General features: G+C 50.9%; 3 protein-coding genes. All 3 read right to left on the bottom strand.

The window, feature by feature from the left end:
* Positions 1-144: 144 nt before the first annotated feature.
* Entirely contained in the window at positions 145-1,476 is a 1,332-nt protein-coding gene (locus tag ACTF5G_RS06220; RefSeq protein ID WP_438951959.1) for a wax ester/triacylglycerol synthase family O-acyltransferase, read from the bottom strand.
* 258 nt (positions 1,477-1,734) lie between these two features.
* Positions 1,735-2,346: a ribonuclease HII gene (gene rnhB / locus ACTF5G_RS06215; protein ID WP_438951958.1), complete on the bottom strand. Its 612-nt coding sequence runs from the start codon at positions 2,344-2,346 to the stop codon at positions 1,735-1,737.
* On the bottom strand, positions 2,343-3,438 hold a 1,096-nt coding region (gene lpxB, locus ACTF5G_RS06210; RefSeq protein WP_438951957.1), incomplete at its 5' end, for a lipid-A-disaccharide synthase. The genes lpxB and rnhB, both read right to left, overlap by 4 nt.

Here is a 3,438-nt window from a genome sequence, read left to right as displayed (position 1 = left end):
GACCGTTTTGGGAATTCTGACCTTATGAATAATCTCTGCCTCAGCTTCATCACACTGGTGGGTGGCCGCACAGAGCAGCTCTTTGAGGGACCGATCCCAACAACTCTCCATTAATTGAGGATCGGGCAGGACATCCCGGTCTGACTAAAAAGATACACTGACACGTCCGTTGTAGCTCACCACGTTAAACATCAGTGTCAACCCCTCCACCAAGGGAGCCAGCGCTGACACGTAGACTAATTTAGCGCCTCGCATATAAAGTGGCCACTGCGGACCCGGCACATTGGTCATGACACAGTTGCCGATCCCCGCCAGTGTCTTTCGCGACAAATGACTGTGCGTGGCCATGCCAATACCCATTGCCAGGGTAAAGGATGGCATGTGTCTTGTGATATCAGTCATATCCTTTGCTCCCTGGGCTTTCTCGAGAGCGGCGCTGGTAGAGGTGTCCCATTGAATCACTTCAAGTCTTTCCAGCGGGTCAACGACCTGTGTATGCAATGGCGGGGTCATTACAGCCATTGTTTGTTTGCCTTTCCTGTCTCTTTTATTCTGCCTGACTGGAACAATTGCCCGCATGGAATGGTAAGGCAGCTCTTCCTTGTCCTGCAGGTAATGGTGAAGTGCTCCACCACACAGGGCCAGCAATACGTCATTGATGGTGGCACCATTCACTGCACGCTTGATTGATCGGACATCCTCAAGGGAAAAATCGACGCCACCAAATACCCGGTGAGGGCTGACATGATCGCGGTTGAAGCGGGTTTCCGGTCTAACAACCGCATCCTTGGACTCCCTATCCTGTCTCAGGGTTGTCACGAGCAGTTTTTTGCCGAGCGAGGGCAACATATTGATCAGATCAAAGCCGGTTTCAAAATTATACCGGGTATTGTTCACCAGGGTATTGATTAGCAATGTGCCCAGTGCCGGCTTCGGCTGTGGCTTCCATTGCCGCTCTACAATCTCTCTATCCGGCTCCGGTGACCTGTCGTGGAACAAACCCGCCAGATCGATGGCCGCCGTACCATCCACCGCGCAATGATGAATTTTGGTATAAATAGCAAATGAGCCTTTGGGCATCGATGGGATATTATCCAGGCCTTCAATAACGTACATCTCCCACAGAGGCCTGGTCATATCCAGAGGACGGGAGTGCAGCCGGGCGGTGAGGATGCAGAATTGACGCCAGTCCCCCGGTTTTGGTAATGCAATATGCCGGACATGATATTCAAGATCAAAGTTTTCATCATCCACCCAGTAGGGATGATCGACATCCAACGGCATCCTCATTAAGCGGGACCGGAATACATGCGAAATATCCAGGTGTTCTTCAATATGTTGCAATATGCTTTTGAAACGAACCGTTCCTTTCGCAGCGGTAGATTGATCGTAGATATAGAGCAACCCGAGATGGCCAGGCGTGGAGGGTGTCTCCGCGTAGAGATAAACCGCATCGTGACCAGTTAACTGTTTCATGGAAATTCCCGTATTAAAGTGGAGATATCAACTGAATAATTACCAATCAGAGTCTAAGGAATTTTTCTGACTGACAAGTATTTCCTTTGTGGACTATTGGCACCTTCCAACGACAAAGACAGCGGGACGTGGTAAGCCAGCATGGCTTCAAAATAAAATTACGTAATTGCCTGTTTGCGTATCCACCATAGCATAGCAAAAAACTCTTCGAGGTATGATCGGCACCTCTACTGGCAAAAAAGTACCCTGAACTGGCGTTCAGGTCAAAGCGTGGTGGCGGGCTGCCAGTATACTTTTTACCGGTTCAAAGGATTTGCGATGAATTTTGCATGGACCCAGCAAAGCAATGGCTTCGCGGTGTGCACTGGTCCCATAGCCTTTATGAGAGGCAAAACCATAACCGGGGAAAAGCTGCTCCGCCTGACACATTTCGGCATCGCGACATACCTTTGCCAGTATGGAAGCCGCACTTATGGCCGGAATTTTATCGTCACCCCCGACAACCGATTCAGCCACATAGCCCCAGTCCGGTATTCGATTTCCATCGACTGCCACATGTTCCGGTTTTAGTGTCAGACCATCGACGGCCCGCACCATCGCCATCATGGTAGCGCGGAGAATATTGTACTCATCAATCTCGGCCACCGACGCTCTCGCGATACACCAACTGAGGGCTTTTTTGCTGATTTCTGCGGCCAACTGACTGCGGCGGGAAGCAGAAAGTTTCTTGGAGTCGGCCAAACCAGCCACCGGATTTTTGGGATTGAGAATCACAGCAGCTGTTACAACATCTCCTGCCAGCGGTCCACGACCGACCTCATCCACGCCAGCCAGCAATTCACCTCTATAGGAGAGCTGAATAATGCTCATCTCAGACGACTTTCCAGCAAGCTCACTAACGCCCGTGCTGCCGTATCACTGCCACCGTGTCGAAGCGTCAGATGAAGCTCGGCAAAACGTTGTTGCAGTACCTGAACCTTTGTTGCATCCAGAAAATAGGACAACACCGCATCACTCAGCTTTTCCACAGTGGCGTTTTCCTGAAGTAACTCCGGCACAAGTGTTTCTGATGCAAGAAGATTCGGTAACGATACCCAGGGGACTTTCAACATTCGTGAAACCAGAGCATAGGTCCATTTACCCAGACGGTAGCTCACTACCATGGGTTTATTGAGCAGCATCGCCTCTAATGCCGACGTTCCTGATGACAGCAGCACAACATCGGCTGCCGCCATTGCCAGATGGGATTGACCCTTGAGCAACGTCACGGACAGCCCGGGATAGTCATGCAACAAACTGTGCAGCTGCTCATGGCGGTTATCGTTAGCAGCGGGGATGATCAGATGCAGACCGGATAACTGGTACCGACAGCGTTGTGCTGTCTCCAGAAATAACCGGCCCAATGAATCGACCTCAGATGCCCTGCTGCCCGGCATTAATGTCAATATCCGACCGTCTACAGGGAGATTCAGGGTCTTGCGGGCCTGCACATTATCCGTAGAGAGTGGAATTTCCTCGGCGAGGGGATGGCCAACAAACACCACCGGGACTTTATGTTGCCGATAGAAGTCTGCTTCAAATGGCAACAGCGTCAACATCAGGTCAACGGCACTGGCAATTTTTTTTACTCTGCCCTGACGCCAGGCCCAAACGGAGGGACTGACATAATGCGCCGTTAACAATCCTCGCTGCCTGAGTTTTTTTTCGAGGCCGAGGTTAAAGTCGGGAGAATCAATACCCACCACCAGATCAAATCGGTTTTTGATGAAATGCCGATAGAGCTCACGGCGTATACCGAGCAACTCAGGTAACCGTTTAAGTGGCTCAATAAACCCCATGACTGACAGGCGATCCATGGGGAATAACGAGCGGAAGCCCTCGGACAGCATTTTGTCGCCACCGATGCCTTCAAACTGCGCATCTGGATAGTGTAATTTTAAGGATTTGATGAGACCTGCACCC

Source organism: Porticoccus sp. (genome assembly GCF_965660005.1).
In the GTDB taxonomy this organism is placed as follows: Bacteria; Pseudomonadota; Gammaproteobacteria; order Pseudomonadales; family Porticoccaceae; genus Porticoccus.
Note: the sequence above shows the minus strand (reverse complement) of the source record. Positions and strands in the feature narration are given on the sequence as shown.

Coding starts and splice junctions, on each gene's coding strand:
- rnhB (WP_438951958.1), bottom strand. CDS start 2,346: ATGAGCATTATTCAGCTCTCCTATAGAGGTGAATTGCTGGCTGGCGTG.
- ACTF5G_RS06220 (WP_438951959.1), bottom strand. CDS start 1,476: ATGAAACAGTTAACTGGTCACGATGCGGTTTATCTCTACGCGGAGACA.